An 18,581-nucleotide genomic window follows, 5' to 3' on the forward strand; every position below is an offset into this window, starting at 1 on the left:
CCTAAGTGTAGGCAGAAAATTGCCGCTCACCCACCCGGCATACCCTGGCCCTGGCGGTTAGTAGGTGATCCCCGGCGGGTTGACCACCGACTGCGCCACCGCTTCGCCCTGCTCTCCCCAACGCGCCAGCACCTGTTGATATTCACCGCGGGCGATCGCCCCGTCGAGGGCGGCCTGCAGGGCAAAGACCAGACCGTTGCCTTTTTTAGTGGTCGTCGCCACCCAGGCTTTTTTCGGCCCGAGGCCTACCACCCGGGTCTGGCCGTTAAGGGCCGCTTTATAGGCGGCCACCGACTGCGGGCCGAAAAAAATATCCGCCCGCCCGGACTGGATATAGAGGTTGCCGGAGGCATCATCGGTCAGGTAGACCGGCTGGGCCGGCGCCCGCCCGGCGGCCCGGTTGTCCTCATTCCAGCCCAGCAGGATCCGCTCCTGATTGGTGCCGGACCCAACGATCACTTTGCGCCCGGCGAGGTCTGCGGGTCCATGTACCGCGGCGATGTCGCTGGTGGATTTCACCGAAAAGGCCAGAGAGTCCACCCGATAGGTGGCGAAATCGAACTTCTCTTTGCGCTTCTCGGTTACCGCAATATTAATCAGCGCCACGTCATAGCGGCCGGCGGCGATACCCAGCGGCCAGTCCTCCCACGCGGTGGGCACCAGCCTGAGCTTCAGGCCAAGGCTCCCGGCCAGCAGGCGGGCTATATCCGGGTCGCTGCCGATCCGCGTGCGGTTGTCGCTGGCCAGCAGCGCCAGCGGTGGCGAATTGAGCGCTGAGATCGCCACCGTCAACGTCCCCGGCTCAACGAAACGGTAGCCCGGCGGAATTTTCGCTATCGCCTGCGGGTCGCGGGTGACCGGCAATGGCAGCTCATTGGCGCGCAGATCCAGCGCCGCGTGAGCGTCCAGCGCCAGGGCGCTGAATACAAGGGTCGCTATCGCTCTGTTCATGACGGCAGCACCCTGGATAAAAACTGCCGGGTACGCGGATGCTGCGGATGGTTGAGCACCTCGTCGCTGCTGCCCTGCTCGACGATCCTGCCGTCGACCATAAACACCACCTGGTCGGCCACCTCGCGGGCAAAGCCTACCTCGTGGGTGACCACCACCAGCGTGGTACCGGAGCGCGCCAGCTTCTTGATGACATCCAGTACCTCGCCCACCAGCTCCGGATCCAGCGCCGAGGTGGGTTCATCAAACAGGATCACCCGCGGGTCCAGCGCCAGCGCCCGGGCTATGGCGATACGCTGCTGCTGGCCGCCGGAGAGATGCCGCGACCAGGCGTCGGCTTTATTGCGCAGGCCGACGACGTCCAGTAGCTCCCAGGCACGGGCAATGGCCTCTTTGCGCGTGACCTGCCTGTGGGCGATCGGCGCTTCTATCAGGTTCTCCAGCACCGTCAGGTGCGGAAACAGGTTAAAATTCTGGAACACATAGCCGACGTTGATCCGCTGGCGGAGGATCTCCTTCTCTTTCATCTCATACAGCTTGTCGCCTTTGCGGCGATAGCCGATATAGTCGCCATCAATCTGAATAAACCCCTCATCGACGCGCTCGAGGTGATTAATGGTGCGCAGCAGCGTCGACTTGCCCGAACCGGAAGGGCCGAGGATCACCGTCACCGTGCCCGGAGGTATCTCCAGCGACACATCGTCCAGCGCCTTGTGGCGGCCATAGTATTTGCTGACCCCGGTGATAGAGATATGGCCATTACGAGAGCTGGGCATGGACGGCCTCCTGGGGCTGTGGTTGACGTGCGGGTTGATTCAGACGGCTGCCGCGGGCGCTGTTCACCGCCGAGCGGCGCTCACTGCGCGCCAGGCCACGTTCCACCAGATACTGAATGGCGGAGAGGACGCTGGTGATCGCCAGATACCAGGCGGCGCCGACCATCAACAGCGGGATCACCTCCTGGGTACGGTTGTAGATCATCTGGATGGTGTAGAACAGCTCCGGCATCGCCAGGACATACACCATCGCCGTTCCTTTCGCCAGACTGATGATCTCATTGAAGCCGGATGGCAGGATGGTGCGCAGCGCCTGCGGCAGAATAATGCGCAACGTGCGTCGCCAGGCGGGTAGCCCCAGCGCGGCGGCGGCTTCATACTGCCCGTGGTCAACGCCGAGGAAGCCGCCGCGAATAATCTCCGCGGTATAGGCGCTCTGCACCAGGGTCAGGCCTACCACCGCCGTGGAGAATTGCCCCAGCACGTTTATCGTCTGGTAGCTGGCCCAGGTGACGCCGGTAAACGGGATCCCCAGCGACAGGGTGTCGTAGAGATAGGAGAAGTTGTAGAGAATGATCAGCACGACAATCAGCGGCAGCGAGCGAAACAGCCAGATATAGCCCCAGGCGAGGCTGCTGAGCAGCCACGATGAGGACAAGCGGGCCAGCGCCAGCAGGCCGCCGAAGATCACGCTCAGCACCGTGCCGAGCAGGGTCAGAAGCAGGGTTTGCCCCAGCCCTTCGAGGATCACCGGGTCGAAGAACCAGCGGGCGAAGACGCCCCACTCCCAGCGCGGGTTAAAGGCCACCGACTGGATCACTACCGCCAGCACCAGCAGGGCCACCAGGGCTCCCACCACCCGCAGCGGATAGCGCGCCGGCACCACTTTGATCGTTTCAGATGTATGCATCATGCCTCCTCAGGCGCTGTGGCTGAAGGCGCTCACCGCCAGCGCTTTAGTGAACCGCAGCCGGCCATCGTAGGGCGGCTGACTGTACTCTTCGGGGTCTCGCGCGAGGTCGAACTGCGCCTCATACCCCTGGCTGAGATAGAGCTTGACCGCCTCCGGCTGACGAAAGCCGGTGGTCAGGTAGATATGGCTGTACCCGGCCAGCACCGCCCGCCGCTCCAGCTCCTGAACCACCTTCGCCGCCAGCCCCTGCTGGCGCAGACGGCGGTGCGTCCAGATACGTTTGATCTCTGCGGTGTGGCGATCCTTCGGCTTATAAGCGCCGGTGGCGATAATTTCTCCCTCACGCTCAAGGACGATAAACAGCCCCTGCGGCGGCAAATACCACTCGCTCAACTCCACTTCCGCATCGCGTGAAAAATAGTCACCGTAGCGGGCGGCATATTCGGCAAACAGCCCGCTAATAATCGGCTGCAGCTCCGGTGCGTCCGGAGAAATGTCGCGGAATGCTTCGCTCATCGCGCCTCCTGTCAGTCGCCCAGTCCGGGTGGGTTGATTTCTGATTGCGGAATGCTTTCCACCCCTTCGCCCCAGCGGTTAAGCACTTTGGCGTAATCGCCGCTGGCGATAGCGCCGTTCAGCGCCGCCTGGACGGCATTCACCAGCCCGCTGTCTTTTTTCAGCGTCACCGCGATATGCGCCGCTTTCGGCCAGCCGCCGTCGACGCTGCCCACCAGTTTGGTTTTGCCGGTCAGCGCCGCCTTCCACGCGCCTATCACGTTGGGGCCGAAGTAGGCATCGGCGCGCCCGGTCTGCAGGGCCAGCGTCTGGGCGGCGTCATCCTTGGTGTAGACCGGGGTAAACGGCTTCAGCCCCTTCTTGACGTTCTCCGCGTTCCACGCCAGCAGGATCGCCTCCTGGTTGGTACCGGAGCCGACGATAATCTTCAGCCCGGCGATGTCTTCCGCCTTGTCAATCTTGCTCAGCGGACTGCTGCTTTTGACGTAGAAGCCCAGCGAGTCTTTGCGGTAGGTGGCGAAATCGAACTTCTCTTTCCGCGCTTTGGTGACCGTAATATTGCTGATCGCGGCATCATATTTGCCGGAGGTGACCCCTAGCGGCCAGTCTTCCCAGGAGGTGGGAACCACGTTCACCTCCAGCCCGAGACTCTCCGCCACCAGCCGGGCGATATCCGCCTCGCTGCCGAGCAGGGTTTTGTTGTCATCGGCGAAGACCGTCAGCGGCGGTGAGTTCAGGGCCGCCACCGCGACGGTAAATTTCCCCGGCACCGCCAGATGCAGATCTTTCGGCAACAGGGCAATGGCCTGCGGGTTTTTCGCTGTGTGAATCGGCGTTTTGTTGGCCTCAAGGCTTACCCCGGTGCCATTGATCTTGACGTCCTGTGCCCACGATGAGGCGCTAAATGCCAACGCGACGGCCAGCAAGAGTGTTGTTTTCTGCATAGCGTGATTCTCTTTTCTTATTTTTGGAATTGATTAGCAGGTAGCGCCAGGCCCAGACTTTCCCGCAGGGTGGTGCCCGGATAGTCGCGACGGAACAGGCCGCGCGCCTGTAACAGAGGCACCACCTCATCCACAAAGCGCGGAAAGGTTTCCGGCGTACCGCCCTGAATAATGAAGCCGTCCGCCGCGCGCTGTTCGAACCACAGTTGCAGCCCGTCGGCGACATCGCTGGCGGTGCCGGTAAAGCGCGGACGCGGGCTCGCTGCCTCCAGGGCCACCTGGCGCAGGGTTAATCCGCGCTCGCGGGCGTGACGTTTAATCTCGTCGGTGGTACTGCGGAAGCTGTTTTGCCCGAGGTCGCCAATATCCGGGAACGGTTCATCGAGCGGATACTGCGAAAAATCATGGTGTTCGAAATACCGCCCCAGATAGTTCAGCGCATCCTCGATGGAGACCAGCGCCGCGGTGGTCTGGTACTGGCGCTCCGCGTCTTCGGCGTCATCGCCGACAATGACGCTGACGCCCTGGAAAATATGCAGCTGATCCGGGGTGCGCTGCCAGGCCGCCAGCTGGCTTTTCACGTCCTGATAAAATGCCTGCGCCTCGGCCAGCGATTCCTGATGGGTAAAAATGGCATCGGCGTGGCGTGCGGCTAATTTTTTGCCGTCGTCCGACGCGCCAGCCTGGAAAATAATCGGTCGTCCCTGCGGCGTGCGGGAAATATTCAGCGGTCCGGCCACTTTAAAGAAATCGCCGTGATGATCGAGCGTATGCAGCTTATTTTTGTCAAAGAACTGACCGGTCGCTTTATTGCGCACAAAGGCATCTTCTTCCCACGAATCCCACAAGCCTTTCACCACCTGCAGATATTCATCGGCAATGCGATAGCGCAGCGCATGATCCGGATGCTGGGCCCGGGAGAAGTTTTTCGCCGACCCTTCCAGCGGCGAAGTGACCACGTTCCAGCCCGCCCGCCCCTGGCTTAAATGGTCGAGGCTGGCGAACTGGCGGGCGGTGGTAAACGGCTCGCTGTACGAAGTGGATAAGGTCCCCACCAGCCCCAGCCGCCGGGTGACCGCGGCCAGCGCGGAAAGTACCGTTAAAGGTTCGAAGCGATTTAAAAAATGGGGAATCGATTTTTCATTAATATATAAACCGTCGGCGACAAAAATAAAATCCAGTTTTCCCGCTTCCGCTTTTAACGCCGTCTCTGTAACAAAATCAAAATTAATACTGGCGTCCGCTTGCGCCGCCGGATGACGCCAGGCGGACATATTTCCCGATGCGCCATGTAATATCGTCCCCAGACGCAATTGTCGATTTTCAGACATAGCTACCCCTTCCCCTGTCATCCATTAAATGTGTTGTAATGCCTGCTCCGCCAGACGGGCGAAATAGTGCGCTGCGGGCGCCATCAACCGTTCGTCCGGATTAAATGCCGGATGGTGCAGACCATATTCGCTGGCGCTGCCGATGCTGACGAACGCCCCGGGAATATGCTGAAGATAGACCGCAAAATCTTCACCACCGAGATGCAGATCGGCGTGGTGGGTGCGGTACCCGGCCTGGGCCGCTACCTCGCTGGCGAAGTCGGCCCAGCGGGCGTCATTGACCAGCGCCGTCGGGCCGGCATACCAGAAGACGTCAATCTGTGCGCCAAAGGCGCTGGCGAAACCGGCCGCGATCTCGCTGACCCGGGCCTTGACCCGCTGCTGCACTTCACTGCTGTGGGTGCGCAGCGTCCCTTCCAGCTCGACGCTCTCCGGCAGCACGTTCCAGGTATTGCCTCCCTGGATCCGCGTCACGCTGAGCACCACCGAGTCGAGGGTGTTCACTTCCCGGCTGGCCACGCTCTGCAGCACCGTCACCAGCTGGCTGGCCAGCAGGATCGCATCCTTGCCTTCGTGGGGGCGGGCGGCATGCGCGCCCTTCCCGGTCACTTTGAAGACGAAGCGGTCGACGTTGGCGTAGAACGCGCCGCCGCGGGTGGCAAATTCGCCCACCGCCAGGCCGGGCTCATTGTGCATGCCAAAGATCGCCGACACCTCCTCCAGCGCCCCGGCGCGGATCAGGGTTTTCGCCCCGCCAAAATTTTCTTCCGCCGGCTGGAACAGGATCCGCACCCGCCCCGGGAGTTCCGCTTCCCGATCCTTCAGCAGCAGCGCCGCTCCCAGCATTACGCTGGTGTGAATATCGTGCCCGCAGGCATGCATCACCCCTTGATTCTGCGAGCGGTAAGGCAAACCGGTCGCCTCCTCGATGGGCAACGCGTCGATATCCGCCCGCAGGGCTATCACCTTGTCGCCGCTGCCGACTTCGGCCACCAGCCCGGTTTTCAGATCGTAGGGCAGCAGGGTCACCCCACCGCTTTGCAGCCAGTCGCGGATCCGCGCAGTGGTGGCCACCTCCTGCAGGGAGAGCTCCGGGTTCTGGTGCAGCTCGCGCCGCCAGCTAATCAGTTGTTGTTCAAAGGACATTCAGCACCGCCTTGCCGTAGTGAGCCTGCGCCAGCAGGCGCAGGGAGCGCAGGCGCGCAGGCCCGTCGCTAATGGGGGTATCAATGATGAGTTCATCCAGCTGATCTTCCGCCTGCAGCGCGTCCAGCCGGGCTTTCACCTCTTCGGGGGTACCCGATATCAGCGAAGATTCGCGGCGGGCGATACGGGTGGGACGGCTACCGGCCTGGCGGGCAAAGGCAACGGCCTGCGCCTCACTGCCGACGGTCACCCGCTGGCCGTTCTCCAGCTCAACGCCCCACGCCTCCACCTGCTGCGCCAGCGCGGCGGCGGTAGCGGGATCGTCGGCGACCACCACCTGCACGGCGACAATCGCCTCGCGCGGGCTCAGCTCGCGCCAGCGGTTGAGCACCGTGCGGCGCAGCGCGCTGTCGCCATTGAGATGGGCGGCAAAGACAAAGTTCCAGTCAAGGCGGGCCGCCAGTTCAGCACTCTCCAGGCTGGCGCCGAGCAGAAAACCGTCTGCCCGGCGCGGCGGGATCGGCGTGGCGCGCAGGCTCTCTTCCCCTCCGGGCTCAGTCAGCGACAGCCAGTTATCCAGCTGCGCCAGCTGGTCGGCAAAGGCGCCTTTCTCTTCCTGATGCAGGCCCTGCTGCAGCGCGCGGGTGGAGAGCGGCAGGCCGCCAGGCGCCTTGCCGACCCCGAGATCGATGCGGCCCGGCGCGAGGGCAGCCAGCAGGTTGAAGTTTTCCGCGACCTTATAGGGGCTATAGTGCTGGAGCATGACGCCGCCGGACCCAAGACGAATGCGCCGGGTGTGGCCCAGCAGCCAGGCGATAACCAGCTCCGGCGAGGGGCTTGCCAGCTGATCGGTATTGTGGTGTTCGGCGACCCAGAAGCGGTGATAGCCCCAGGCTTCGGCGTGTTGCGCCAGCGTTAATGTACGCGCCAGCGCCTGCGCGGCGGTTTCCCCGGCGGCAAGCGGACTTTTATCCAGGATACTGATTCGATAAGACATTTCGCAGGCTCATATGAAAGTACGTGCCTGCATTATTAAAATCTCTGCTAACTATTGAGAAACAATTAATTCACATGTGTACTGCTGAAAATTAGATATGCCCGCCTGACCGCTGCGCTTCCAGCTCGCGGAGCAGCGCCTCGGCCTGCCGCGGACTGCGCAGCCGGACGAAGCGAATATGACGATATTGAGGATCCTGCATATCGGCCAGATAGCGTCGGCGATTCTGCCGCCAGGTTTTCAGCGTCCAGAGGATGATGGATTCCCGGCTGCAGAACGAACGGCGGAAACTCTCGCGGTTGCCGGTGCCCGGCCACAGCTCCTGACGGCGCCACGCCCGGCTCGCGGCCCGCCACACCGCCTGGCGCAGCGTGCGCCAGAGGCCATAATCCAGCCAGATCACCAGATCCACCTCGCGCCATTTGACGCTGCGGCTGCGATTGTAATTGCCATCCAGCACCCAGCCCGGCGAGGCCGTCGCGGCGGCAATAGCGGCGAAAAACGCCTCATCCGGCGTGCCCTGCCAGTTCGGCCGCCAGTACAGGCGATCGAGCTCGATCCAGGGTAGTCCCAGCCGGTGCGCCAGGCGCCGGGCCAGAGTGGATTTGCCTGAGCCGCTGGTGCCGACCACGTTGATGTTCATCTCTGTTTCTCCCTGGTAGCCATTTCCGTTGTTTGCCGCCTTTGCCCGGATGGGAAAAGGCAGTATGTACAGCCGCTTACGACAGCAAGCGAAAGGCAAAAAATTTCCGGCTGATCGCCCCACCTGTCATCCCGCGCCAGTGGAGATAGCGCCGCCGCCGACAAAGCAGTCTTCATCCAACGTCAGGCTGGCGATCTTATGCACCGGGCCTCGCATACAGACCTGAAAATCCGCGCCGAAGGTGATGCGCAGCTGGCCGCCTGGCATGTTGACCTCCACCCGATCGTCCACCTTCCCTAACCGGCGCATGGCGCTGGCCGCCGCGCAGCTGCTGCTCCCGGAGGCCATCGTAAACCCGGCGCCCCGCTCCCAGATACCAATCTTCAGCGTATGGCGATCGACAACTTCCACGAACTGCACATTGCAGCGTTTGGGGAACAAAGGATGATGTTCAATTTGCGGCCCTAAGCGATGAACCTGTTCCAGATCGAGCTTATCCACGAGGACAACGCAGTGGGGATTGCCCATAGAGACCAGCACGACGGACAGGGTTTCATCCGCCAGCGGCAAGGGATAATTCACCGCCTCGGGCAAATTCACCAGGGCGGGTAACGCCGCCGGATTGAAATTCGCCCGCCCCATGTCGACGCTAATCTGATGAAAATCGCTCTCCACGGTGCAATAGACATCTCCGCCCGCCGTGTGCACTAAAAAGGGCTCATGCCCGACACGACCGATATCAAACAGATAGCGCGCATAGATCCGTAGCCCATTACCGCTTTTCTCCGCCTCGGAGCCGTCCGGATTGATAATACGCAGCGTGGGGTGGGTTCGATCGCCGCTGTCGATCAGGAGACCATCAGAACCGACGCCATAGTGGCGATGGCACAGAATTCGAATATGCTCGTTGCTCAGCTGGTCGGCAACGGCGCGATGGCATACCAGGTAATCATTACCCAGTCCGTGATATTTATGAAAGTGTAAGGGTGTCATAGTGTGGGGTCGCCTGGCGCTACGGGTATGGTTTTGCATCTTACAATACCTGCCCCGGCAGAATGAATTAAACAATAAGGGTTAACCGCTCTGTTCATTCTGCTCCCCTGCAGGCATCACGCTTCCTCCGCCTGCGCGGCGCCGTGACCGACGCTGAAGCCATTTATGCTGGAATAACCGGATATTAACATCAAAATCACTGATGATAATGGCTAAAAAATGGTCGTGGATGACCGGTTAAACACCCGGCTGCGACCCGGCGAGCAGGTGGCCATCGCCCGTGGCCAACGGATGCAAAAGCAGCGAACTGCGCCTCCGCCGTCCCCTGACAACCTCGCGCTTACCCCAGTCGACGCCAGCATACCAGCGCTTTCATTCTGTTGCGGGAAACTCTGCGACGCTGATCTCATTGATAAATCTGTCAAATGCTATCGGTAAATGTTTTAGGTGCGTAACTATTAGGTTACGTGTAGGATTCAGCGCCATGTCTGAGCTTATCTCCTACGTCAGAATGATGAGAAAGCCAGCATAATGTGCCAGCCGTCCTCCACGCCGGCTGCAAACATGGGCATTGACAGGAAACTGATACATCAATGAATACGAAACACGACACTGCAGCGGAGCACCATGCTGCAAAACGCCACTGGCTCAACTCACATGAAGCGGGTTACCACAAAGCGATGGGCAACCGTCAGGTACAGATGATCGCCATCGGCGGCGCCATCGGTACCGGTTTGTTCCTCGGCGCCGGGGCACGTTTACAAATGGCAGGGCCAGCGCTCGCACTGGTCTATCTGGTCTGCGGCATCTTCTCTTTCTTTATTCTTCGCGCCCTCGGCGAACTGGTTCTCCACCGCCCCTCGAGCGGCAGCTTCGTCTCCTATGCCAGGGAATTCCTCGGCGAAAAGGCCGCCTACGTGGCCGGCTGGATGTACTTCGTTAACTGGGCAATGACCGGGATCGTCGATATCACCGCCGTGGCGCTGTATATGCACTACTGGGGCGCGTTTGGCGATGTGCCGCAGTGGGTCTTCGCCCTCGGCGCGCTGGCCATCGTCGGCACCATGAACATGATCGGCGTGAAGTGGTTCGCCGAGATGGAGTTCTGGTTCGCGCTGGTCAAAGTGCTGGCGATCGTCGCGTTTCTCGTGGTCGGCACCATTTTCCTCGGCTCCGGTAAGCCGCTGGACGGTAATGCCACCGGCTTCCACCTGATCACCGATAACGGCGGCTTCTTCCCGCACGGCCTTCTGCCGGCGCTGGTGCTGGTGCAGGGCGTGGTCTTCGCCTTCGCCTCCATTGAGCTGGTGGGCACCGCGGCCGGTGAGTGTAAGGATCCGGAGACGATGGTGCCGAAGGCCATCAACAGCGTGATCTGGCGTATCGGCCTGTTCTACGTCGGATCGGTGGTGCTGCTGGTGCTGCTGCTGCCGTGGAACGCCTACCAGGCGGGACAGAGCCCGTTCGTCACCTTCTTCTCCAAACTGGGCGTACCGTATATCGGCAGCGTGATGAACATCGTAGTGTTAACCGCCGCCCTCTCCAGCCTCAACTCCGGCCTCTACAGCACCGGGCGTATTCTGCGCTCCATGTCGATGGGGGGCTCCGCGCCGAAGTTCATGTCGAAGATGAGCCGTCACCACGTCCCTTACGCCGGGATCCTGGCAACGCTGGCGGTGTACGTGGTCGGGGTGTTCCTCAACTATCTGGTGCCGTCGCAGGTGTTTGAGATCGTCCTCAACATCGCTTCGCTGGGGATCATTGCGTCCTGGGGCTTCATCGTGGTGTGTCAGATGCGTCTGCGCAAAGCGATTAAGGAAGGAAAAGCGGCTCAGGTGAGCTTCAGAATGCCTGGAGCGCCGTTCACCTCCTGGCTGACGCTGCTGTTCCTGTTCAGTGTGCTGGTGCTGATGGCCTTCGATTATCCGAACGGCACCTATACCATTGGCTCCATCCCGTTGCTGGCGGTGCTGCTGGTGGCGGGCTGGTTTGGCGTGCGTAAGCGCGTGCATGCGATTCACAGCACAGCGCCGACGCTCAAGCAGTAAATGGCAGGACTCCCGGTTTGTCCATCGCGGGCAAACCGGGAGGTCAGGACTTAGTTATCCTCAACCAGCTGCGACACGTCGCTGCTGTTAATTTCCCGCTTATTACCAGACTCATCGATATAGCTGGTCATCCCCGTTTCTTTATCCAGCTGCGGCTTGCCGTGGGTGACGATCGTCTGACCGCTTTTGGTGGTCATAACGTAGTTGGACGAACAGCCGGCCAGCAGCGCCAGCATCGCGCCGGCGCAAATCACCATGAATGGTTTTTTCATTTTATCTCCACTGATTACCACTGCCCGCGCGAGGCGGGAAAGCGATAAGTGTATAACCTTCAGGTTTATCAGGCCAATACGCGTTTGTAACAGAGGGTGAGATGCCGGGCGCAACCACCGGTGACGATGGTCGTCGCGCCCGGGACCTTACAGGGCGATGCGGATCACATCGTCCGGCGCCGTGGCCTCTTTCTCACGGCTGGATGCTTGTTTCACGCTGACGTACAGCGTTTTGCCGTCCTCAGAGAGCGCCAGGCTGTTGGGATGGGTCGGCGTTTTAAAGGTCTTCACCACCTTATAGCTCTTGCCGTCGATAACGCTCACTTCCCCCGCCTTACGATGCGTCACATAGGCTTCGTTGCGGGTGGGGTTAAACAGCACCGCCAGCGATTCCGGCGCGGTGATTTTCTCCAGCACTTTGCCGTCGCGGGTATCGACCACCAGCACTTCCGGCTGCTTGCTGTCGGTAATAAAGGCGCGGTGGCCGGCGGTATCGAGGCTCAGGTTAAGGTAGAAATGCGCCTTGCCGTCATCCAGCAATTTTTTGCGCGACACAATGGTGTTGCTCTCGCTGTCGATGGTCAGCAGTTCGCCGTCGGCATTGGTGGTATAAAGGCGTTTCGCCTGCGGATCGATCGCCAGGCCGGTGGCCATCGCCCCGGTGCCGGTAATCGTCGTTTTCAGCTTCAGGGTAGCGCCATCCACCACCCAAATCACGCTCTCTTTGCCCAGACCGGTAATGTAGATAGTGTTGGTCTGCTCATTGACCGCCAGCTCGCGCGGCTGCAGCGGGCGCACGGTTTCACTGCGCTGACGCTCGTCCAGCACCAGTCGCCCCTTCACAGCGCCGGTTTTGGCGTCAATGGCGGTGACGGTGCTGTCGACGGTATTACCAAACCACAGCGTACCGGTGGCATGGTTGATAGCGGCGCCAAACGGCTTCAGATCGTTGTGAATAATCTGCGTCACGTCGAGGGTGGTGGGGTCAAGACGATAAACAATCCCCCCTTTGTCCAGCGAACGACTTTGCGAAGTGGCGACCCACAGCGCGTTCTCCTGCTGGCTGTAGGCCATTTCGTAGGCCCCTTTCCCGACGGCCTTGCGCAGCATCTCTTCCGCGGCGTGGGCGCTAAAGCTGCCTGCCAGCAGCAGAGAAGTGAATAACAGTGAATGGCGCAGACGCGGCGCGGCAAACTGACGTAATGACATGACGACTCCCTTTGATGAACCTGTATGTGCTGACCCGACATCGCTTCCGGCGGCAAAGTCATGGCTCTGCCTTATTTTGAATGCGAATAGTAATCATTAATCATCTCAAAGTGGAGCGCTAATTGTTGTTGCCCGGTAAATTCGTCAGCCTGAAGCACTATCCGTTAACCAACGGCAGTTAATAATTTTCAAATATTTTACAAACGGGGTAACATATATACATATGTTCCATTTGGTTCGTCTCCCGAGTACTATCGATGAAAATCCTATCCGTGCGACACGCGGCCCTGCCGGCCCTGCTGCTGCCGCTCATCGCCGCCGCCCAGGCCGCCGATGAACAAACCATGGTGGTGACCGCTGCGCCAACCACTGTTTCTGAACTGGATACCCCCGCCGCCGTCAGCGTGGTCAATGGCGATGAGATGCGCCAGGCCGCGCCGCGCGTCAACCTCTCTGAATCGCTGGGCGCCGTGCCGGGCCTGCAGGTGCAGAACCGACAAAACTATGCCCAGGATCTGCAGTTGTCGATTCGCGGCTTTGGCTCCCGCTCTACCTACGGCGTGCGCGGGCTGCGCATCTATGTGGACGGCATCCCGGCGACCATGCCCGACGGCCAGGGGCAGACCTCCAATATCGATATCGGTAGCGTCGACACCCTCGAGGTGCTGCGCGGCCCCTTCTCTGCCCTCTACGGTAACTCGTCCGGCGGGGTGATCAATGTCACCAGCCAGACCGGCACCCAGCCGCCCACCGTGGAAGCCAGCAGTTACTATGGCAGCTTCGGCACCTGGCACTACGGGATGAAAGCCACCGGCGCCGTTGGCGACGGCAGCCACGCAGGGGATGTGGATTACACGGTGTCGACTAACCGCTTCACCACCCATGGCTATCGCGATCACAGCGGCGCGCGCAAAAATCTGGCCAACGCCCGGCTGGGGGTGCGCATCAACGACGTCAGTAAGCTGACGCTGCTGCTGAACAGCGTTGATATCAAAGCCAATGACGCCGGCGGCTTAACCGCCGATGAATGGCGCGATAACCCGCGCCAGTCGCCTCGCGGCGACCAGTATAATACCCGCAAGGATACCCGGCAGACCCAGGCTGGCCTGCGCTACGAGCGCCAGCTGAGCGCCCAGGACGATCTCAGCGTCATGATGTACGCCGGGGAACGCGAAACCACCCAGTACCAGTCGATCCCGCGCGCGCCGCAGCTGAAGCCGAGCCATGCCGGCGGGGTGATCGACCTCACCCGCCACTACCAGGGGATCGATACCCGGCTGACCCATCGCGGCGAGCTGCTGGTGCCGGTCACCCTGACCGCCGGTCTTGACTACGAGAACATGAGCGAGCGCCGCAAGGGCTATGAAAACTTTGTGATGGTCAACGGCGCGCCGCAGTATGGCGAACAGGGCGCGCTACGCCGTAACGAACGTAACCTGATGTGGAACGTCGACCCTTACCTGCAAACCCAGTGGCAGCTCACCGACAAACTTTCGCTCGATGCCGGGGTGCGCTACAGCTCGGTATGGTTCGACTCGAATGATTACTACATCACCCCAGGCAATGGCGACGACAGCGGCGATGCCAGCTATCACAAATGGCTGCCCGCAGGCTCGCTGAAGTATGCCCTGACCGACGCCTGGAACGTCTACCTCTCCGCTGGCCGCGGCTTTGAGACGCCGACCATTAACGAGCTGTCATACCGCGCCGATAACCAGAGCGGTCTCAACTTCGGCCTGAAGCCCTCCACCAACGACACGGTGGAGATCGGCAGCAAGACGCGGATCGGCAATGGGTTGCTCACCGCCGCCCTGTTCCAGACCGATACCGATAATGAGATCGTGGTCGACATCAGCAGCGGCGGGCGCACCAGCTATAAAAACGCCGGCAAGACCCGTCGTCAGGGGATGGAGCTGGGACTGGATCAGCAGTTTGGCGAGAGCTGGCGCCTGAAGGCGGCCTGGACCTGGCTTGATGCGACCTATCGCACTAACGTCTGCGGCGACGCCAGCTGCAACGGCAACCGTATTCCGGGGATCGCGCGCAATATGGGTTATGCCTCCTTCGGCTATCAGCCGGAGCAGGGCTGGTACGCCGGGAGCGATATTCGCTACATGAGCGACATCATGGCGAATGACGAAAACACCGCCAAAGCCCCTTCCTGGACGGTGGTCGGCCTGACGACCGGCTATAAGTGGAGCTATGGCAGGATGGATATGGATCTGTTCGGCCGGGTCGACAACCTGTTCGACCGCGAATACGTCGGGTCCGTCATCGTTAACGAGTCCAACGGACGCTACTACGAGCCCGCGCCGGGACGCAACTACGGTATCGGGCTGAACCTCGCCTGGCGCTTCGAGTAACGCCCGGCTTCGCCCGCGGACCGGCGGGCGAAGGCGTTACCCTCAGGCGCTGGCGCCCGGGGCGCTGATTAAAGCAGGTTTCTCAGGGACAATTCGAAAATGATCTTTTCCGCCTGGCAGGAGAAGGCGATGGACAGATCGAGTTTCACCTCGTCGCCGGCGGCGGCGAGCGTGTAGTCAACCTGCGGTGGTTCACTGGCCGGCGCCGCCGCGGCGGCACGCTCGCGAACGGCGGCTACGGTTGACTCCGCTTCCTCGCGGCTCGGGAATAACTTCTCAGCCCGGTAGACGCAGTCCTCGTTATCAATAATTGTCCCGACATCAATGGCGCAGCCTTTGGTGCTGCATTTATCTACTACATCTTTCATCGTCATAACCTCTTGAGTTTTCTTAAGGATAAGAATCCGCTCGCCGAAAAGCAAACCATTAATATCCGTAAGGATTAGCGATTTTTATTCTATCGCGCCGCGCCGGACGCTAGCTTGCGCCATCGCAAGGCGAGGCATGATGATGCAGGACCGCCGCGACTCACCGCGCGATTGCCCCTGCAACCGTGCTAGCCATCACACTATTCTGCACACTTTCTTGTCTGCCTCGCGCCGCAGCGTTAGTCTGGTCACAGAACAACGCCAACAAGGAGCTGCTATGGCACTGCCGATAATGATTGATTGCGATCCGGGACATGATGACGCGATCGCCCTGGTCCTCGCCCTCGCCTCGCCGGAGCTGGAGGTGAAAGCCGTCACAGCCTCCGCAGGCAACCAGACCCCGGAGAAGACTCTGCGCAACGTGCTGCGTATGCTGACCCTGCTGAACCGCGCGGATATTCCGGTCGCCGGCGGCGCGTGGAAGCCGTTAATGCGCGATCTGATCATTGCCGATAACGTGCACGGGGAAAGCGGACTGGATGGCCCGAACCTGCCGGAGCCGGCCTTTGCGCCGCAAAACTGCACCGCCGTCGAGCTGATGGCCAGGGTGCTGCGCGAAAGTCAGGAGCCGGTGACGCTGGTGGCCACCGGGCCGCAGACGAACGTGGCGTTGCTGCTCGCCAGCCATCCGGAGCTGCACGCGAAGATCGCCCGCATCGTGATCATGGGGGGCGCTATGGGGCTGGGCAACTGGCAGCCGGCGGCGGAGTTTAATATCTACGTCGATCCGCAGGCGGCGGAGATGGTCTTTCAGTCGGGGATCCCGGTGGTGATGGCAGGCCTGGATGTCACCCACCGGGCGCAGATCCTTCCTGCGGATATTGAGCGATTCCGCCAGATTGGCAATCCGGTATCGACCATCGTCGCCGAACTGCTCGACTTCTTTATGGCCTACCATAAGGACGAAAAGTGGGGCTTCGACGGCGCGCCGCTGCACGACCCCTGCACCATCGCCTGGCTCCTCAAGCCGGAGCTCTTTACCACTATCGAGCGCTGGGTCGGCGTGGAAACGGAAGGCAAATATACCCAGGGGATGACGGTGGTCGATTACTACCATCTGACCGGCAATCCGCCCAATACCACCCTGATGCTGGATGTGGACCGCGAAGCCTTTGTCGATCTGCTCGCCCAGCGGTTAGCCTTTTACGCCTGATATTCATGCAGCGCCTCTCTTCCCGGCCGGGAGAGAGGCGCGTTCAGGCTATACCCGGCGTATTAGTCATCCGCCGACACGCGGATCACCACCTTACCAAAGTTTTCACCTTTCAACAGGCCGATCAGCGCCTGCGGCGCCTGCTCCAGACCGTCGATCAGCTGTTCGCGATATTTAATTTTACCCTCCTGCACCCAGCGCCCCATCTGCTGCTGGAATTCCGCGATCCGATGCCCATAATCCTGGCCGATAATAAAGCCCTGCATCCGAATGCGTTTCTTGAGGATGGTCGCCATCAGCAGCGGCAGACGGTCCGGCCCGTCCGGCAGACCGGTGGCGTTATAGCCGCTCACCAGTCCGCAGACCGGAACCCGCGCCGCGGTGTTGAGCAGCGGCAGCACCGCGTCAAAAACCTTGCCGCCGACGTTTTCGTAGTAGACGTCAATGCCCTGCGGGCAGGCCTGGGCCAGCTGTTCGGCAAAGTCCGCCGCGCGATGGTCAAGGCAGACATCAAAGCCTAAGGTGTCAACCGCATAGCGACATTTCTCCGCGCCGCCGGCGACGCCGACGGTACGGCAGCCCTTAATTTTGCCGATCTGTCCGACCGTAGCGCCCACCGGCCCGGTGGCCGCAGCGACCACCAGCGTGTCACCCGGCTTCGGCTGGCCAATGTCCAGTAATCCCATGTAGGCGGTGAAGCCCGGCATCCCCAGCACCCCCAGCGACCAGGACGGGTGCTGCGGGTTGTCCCCCAGCTTCACCAGCCCGCTGCCGTCGGAAAGCTCATAATCCTGCCAGCCGCTGTAGCCCAGCACCCAGTCGCCGGGTTGAAAATCATCATGCTGCGAGGTCACGACGCGACTCACGGTCCCGCCCACCATCACCGCGCCGATGGCCACCGGCGGTGAATAGGACGGCGCGTCGCTCATCCGCCCGCGCATATAGGGATCCAGCGATAAATAAACGGTACGCAGCAGAACCTGACCCGGCCCCGGGGTGGGCACCTCGCGCTCTTCCAGGCGGAAATGCTCTGCCGTCGGTTCACCATGGGGACGGGAAGCCAGTACCCAGCGGCGATGGCGTTGCGGTTGTTCTGACATAGCAAACTCCTCTTGTTAGCAGACAGTACTGAGGCTAGCTGCTTTATGCGCAATGCGCTTTATCATTAAGAGCCGGATGGCGATTGATTAAGGCGCACCACCAGATAGACGCAGGTCTCTGCGGATTCATTGATAAAGCGGCAGTCGTTCGGTGGGCCGAGCTCCAGACAGTCCCCGGTCTGCATCTCGTGGCGGGTATTCCCTTCCAGGAACACCAGCTCGCCCCGCTGCAGCCAGATCAGCTGGCGGGCCAGCGCATAGGACGAAGCCGGCATCGGCACATCGCTGCCGGGCGGCAGCTCGATCTGCACCAGGTCAATGGGCAGATCGCTGCGCGGCGAAACGTGGCGGCGGAGATAGTGGCTTTGCGGGTCGTGCCATACCGGCTGGCTGGCAAAACGCAGCAGCTTGCCTTCCTGCATTTCCGCCCTGGCGATCAGGGTCGACATACTGATGCCGAAGGCGCCGGAAAGGCGGCCCAGCATCGACGCCGTCGGGCTGCTTTCGCCGCGCTCGATTTTATGGATCATCGCCCGCGAGGCGCCGGCCCGTTCGGCCAGGTCGTTCAACGACCAGCCACGGGATTCGCGCTCGATGCGGATGCGCGCGCTGATACGCTGATTGAGGTTGTCTTCTATAGTATTCATAACGTAACACTATAGTGTGCGCGCAGGCATTACACAACCGCCCGTCGGGCCGCATAACCCCTGGCCCATCAGGAAAAAATTTGCTGAAAACGGATGACAGCGTGGCGTTCATTATTGTAATAATATCGTACTACTATAGTGTACGAAAAAC

18 protein-coding genes are annotated in these 18,581 nt (G+C 60.9%); 3 read left to right on the forward strand and 15 right to left on the reverse strand.

Annotated elements, in window-relative coordinates:
* Positions 1-57: 57 nt before the first annotated feature.
* From AC6CWS_RS09320 to dapF, 10 genes are all read right to left on the reverse strand, one after another.
* Positions 58-909: a transporter substrate-binding domain-containing protein gene (locus tag AC6CWS_RS09320; RefSeq protein ID WP_074442571.1), complete on the reverse strand. Its 852-nt coding sequence runs from the start codon at positions 907-909 to the stop codon at positions 58-60.
* Between the two features lie 38 nt (positions 910-947).
* Positions 948-1,727, reverse strand: a complete 780-nt coding sequence (locus tag AC6CWS_RS09325) for an amino acid ABC transporter ATP-binding protein (RefSeq protein WP_032453069.1) — start codon at positions 1,725-1,727, stop codon at positions 948-950.
* A complete protein-coding gene (locus AC6CWS_RS09330) occupies positions 1,711-2,637 on the reverse strand; it encodes an amino acid ABC transporter permease (RefSeq protein WP_065881603.1) in 927 nt (308 codons plus the stop codon). The genes AC6CWS_RS09325 and AC6CWS_RS09330 overlap by 17 nt, the downstream gene beginning before the upstream one ends.
* A gap of 9 nt (positions 2,638-2,646) precedes the next feature.
* Positions 2,647-3,156: a GNAT family N-acetyltransferase gene (locus AC6CWS_RS09335; protein WP_004202731.1), complete on the reverse strand. Its 510-nt coding sequence runs from the start codon at positions 3,154-3,156 to the stop codon at positions 2,647-2,649.
* Positions 3,157-3,167: 11 nt separating this feature from the next.
* A complete protein-coding gene (locus AC6CWS_RS09340; protein WP_065881598.1) occupies positions 3,168-4,100 on the reverse strand; it encodes an ABC transporter substrate-binding protein in 933 nt (310 codons plus the stop codon).
* Between the two features lie 17 nt (positions 4,101-4,117).
* A complete protein-coding gene (locus AC6CWS_RS09345) occupies positions 4,118-5,431 on the reverse strand; it encodes an LLM class flavin-dependent oxidoreductase (RefSeq protein ID WP_065881595.1) in 1,314 nt (437 codons plus the stop codon).
* A 24-nt stretch (positions 5,432-5,455) separates the two neighbouring features.
* Positions 5,456-6,577, reverse strand: coding sequence for a M20 peptidase aminoacylase family protein (locus AC6CWS_RS09350; RefSeq protein ID WP_065881594.1), 1,122 nt, complete (start codon positions 6,575-6,577; stop codon positions 5,456-5,458).
* Entirely contained in the window at positions 6,567-7,574 is a 1,008-nt protein-coding gene (locus AC6CWS_RS09355; RefSeq protein ID WP_023289878.1) for an MsnO8 family LLM class oxidoreductase, read from the reverse strand. The genes AC6CWS_RS09350 and AC6CWS_RS09355 overlap by 11 nt, the downstream gene beginning before the upstream one ends.
* Positions 7,575-7,665: 91 nt before the next feature.
* Positions 7,666-8,217, reverse strand: a complete 552-nt coding sequence (locus tag AC6CWS_RS09360; RefSeq protein WP_065881590.1) for a P-loop NTPase family protein — start codon at positions 8,215-8,217, stop codon at positions 7,666-7,668.
* A 126-nt stretch (positions 8,218-8,343) separates the two neighbouring features.
* Positions 8,344-9,210: a diaminopimelate epimerase gene (dapF, locus tag AC6CWS_RS09365; RefSeq protein ID WP_065881587.1), complete on the reverse strand. Its 867-nt coding sequence runs from the start codon at positions 9,208-9,210 to the stop codon at positions 8,344-8,346.
* Positions 9,211-9,803: 593 nt separating this feature from the next.
* On the opposite strand from dapF, the gene ansP reads away from it, so the two are divergent.
* On the forward strand, positions 9,804-11,258 hold the full coding sequence (ansP, locus tag AC6CWS_RS09370) for an L-asparagine permease (RefSeq protein WP_023289881.1): 1,455 nt from the start codon (positions 9,804-9,806) through the stop codon (positions 11,256-11,258).
* Between the two features lie 50 nt (positions 11,259-11,308).
* On the opposite strand, the gene AC6CWS_RS09375 is transcribed toward ansP, so the two are convergent.
* Together AC6CWS_RS09375 and yncE are read right to left on the reverse strand one after the other, a co-directional pair.
* Positions 11,309-11,530: a YgdI/YgdR family lipoprotein gene (locus tag AC6CWS_RS09375; RefSeq protein WP_002906779.1), complete on the reverse strand. Its 222-nt coding sequence runs from the start codon at positions 11,528-11,530 to the stop codon at positions 11,309-11,311.
* 147 nt (positions 11,531-11,677) lie between these two features.
* Complete coding sequence (gene yncE / locus AC6CWS_RS09380; RefSeq protein WP_065881585.1) at positions 11,678-12,739, reverse strand: 7-bladed beta-propeller protein YncE; 1,062 nt, start codon at positions 12,737-12,739, stop codon at positions 11,678-11,680.
* 257 nt (positions 12,740-12,996) lie between these two features.
* On the opposite strand from yncE, the gene pqqU reads away from it, so the two are divergent.
* A complete protein-coding gene (gene pqqU / locus AC6CWS_RS09385; RefSeq protein ID WP_167878904.1) occupies positions 12,997-15,102 on the forward strand; it encodes a TonB-dependent receptor PqqU in 2,106 nt (701 codons plus the stop codon).
* 68 nt (positions 15,103-15,170) lie between these two features.
* On the opposite strand, the gene AC6CWS_RS09390 is transcribed toward pqqU, so the two are convergent.
* Positions 15,171-15,470 (reverse strand): DUF406 domain-containing protein, encoded by a 300-nt coding sequence (locus AC6CWS_RS09390; protein ID WP_020481014.1) that lies wholly within the window; start codon positions 15,468-15,470, stop codon positions 15,171-15,173.
* Positions 15,471-15,747: 277 nt separating this feature from the next.
* On the opposite strand from AC6CWS_RS09390, the gene rihA reads away from it, so the two are divergent.
* Positions 15,748-16,683 (forward strand): pyrimidine-specific ribonucleoside hydrolase RihA, encoded by a 936-nt coding sequence (rihA, locus tag AC6CWS_RS09395; protein ID WP_023289884.1) that lies wholly within the window; start codon positions 15,748-15,750, stop codon positions 16,681-16,683.
* Between the two features lie 62 nt (positions 16,684-16,745).
* Here the strand turns inward: rihA and curA are convergent, their stop codons facing one another.
* Together curA and AC6CWS_RS09405 are read right to left on the reverse strand one after the other, a co-directional pair.
* Entirely contained in the window at positions 16,746-17,783 is a 1,038-nt protein-coding gene (curA, locus tag AC6CWS_RS09400; protein WP_044523497.1) for an NADPH-dependent curcumin/dihydrocurcumin reductase, read from the reverse strand.
* Between the two features lie 65 nt (positions 17,784-17,848).
* Entirely contained in the window at positions 17,849-18,430 is a 582-nt protein-coding gene (locus tag AC6CWS_RS09405; protein ID WP_023289886.1) for a helix-turn-helix domain-containing protein, read from the reverse strand.
* Positions 18,431-18,581 lie beyond the last annotated feature (151 nt).

The organism is Klebsiella sp. M041, from assembly GCF_059759695.1.